Genomic DNA, 1,463 nt, shown 5'->3' with positions numbered 1-1,463 from the left:
CGCCTCGAAGGTCGCGGCGATCTGTACGGCGTCATCCTCGTCACCCGCGATCACCACGGACATCGGGCCGTTGAGCGCGGCGATGCTCACCCGCTCGGTCAGCAGCGGCGTCACCTCGTCCTCCGAGGCCTGGACGGCGACCATCGCGCCACCGGCCGGAAGTGCCTGCATCAGACGCCCACGAGCAGCCACCAGTTTCGCGGCGTCCGTGAGCGACAGCGCCCCCGCCACATGCGCGGCGGCCAGCTCACCGATGGAGTGGCCGGACAGCAGGTCCGGCTTCACCCCCCACGCCTCGACCAGCCGGAACAGCGCCACCTCGATGGCGAACAGCGCGGGCTGAGTAAACGCCGTCTGGTCGAGTACCGAGGCGTCGTCCCCGAACAGGACCGTCTTCAGCGGCGTTTCGAGGTGCGGGTCCAGTGCGTCGCACCACCGGGTACGCCTCGTACAGCTCGCGCCCCATGCCGAGCCGCTGGCTGCCCTGGCCGGTGAACAGGAACGCCACCTTGCCGTCGCTCACCGAGCCCTCGACCAGCCCCGCGGCCGACTCGCCCCGCGCCAGGGCGTCGAGTGCGGCACGGTCCTCGCCGACCACCACCGCACGGTGGTCCAGCGCGGCGCGCGTGGTCGCGAGCGAGTAGCCGACGTCGGCCGGGGTGATGTCCGGGTGCTCGTCCAGGTGCGAACGGAGCCGCACCGCCTGGGCACGCAGCGCGTCGGCGGTCTTCGCCGACAGCGCCCACGGCGTGACGCCAGGCGTCACAGCCACCTGACGCGGCGCCTCATCCTGATCACCAACCGGCGCCTGCTCAATGATGGTGTGCGCGTTCGTCCCGCTGAAGCCGAACGACGACACCGCCGCACGCCGCGGCCGCGCCTCACCGAGCAGCGACACCGCACCCGCGGACCAGTCGATGTGCGGCGACGGCTCATCCACATGCAGCGTCCGCGGCAGCATCCCGTGCCGCATGCCCATCACGATCTTGATGATGCCCGCGACTCCGGCCGCGGCCTGCGTGTGGCCCATGTTCGACTTGATCGAACCGAGCAACAACGGCCGGTCCTCGGGGCGGTCCTGGCCGTACGTGGCCAGCAGCGCCTGCGCCTCGATCGGGTCACCCAACGACGTACCCGTGCCGTGCGCCTCGACCGCGTCCACCTCGGCGGCGGACAGCCCGGCGTTGGCGAGGGCCTGTCGGATGACGCGCTGCTGCGACGGGCCGTTCGGCGCCGTCAGACCGTTCGACGCACCGTCCTGGTTGATCGCGCTGCCGCGCACCACGGCCAACACCGGGTGGCCATGGCGACGCGCATCCGACAGCCGTTCCACCAGCAGCATGCCCGCACCTTCGGACCAGCCTGTGCCATCGGCATCCGCCGAGAACGCCTTGCACCGGCCATCCGCCGCAAGCCCACGCTGACGGGAGAACTCCACAAACGGCGCCGGAGTCGCCATCACC

Annotated in this window: 1 pseudogene; it reads right to left on the bottom strand. The window is 71.4% G+C overall.

Going from position 1 to position 1,463, the window contains the following annotated elements:
* Window positions 1–1,463, bottom strand: a pseudogene (locus LCH29_RS44020) (type I polyketide synthase); the annotation flags it as partial.

Source organism: Streptomyces sp. BRA346 (assembly GCF_052851135.1).
This window is presented reverse-complemented; position numbering and strand designations above follow the sequence as displayed.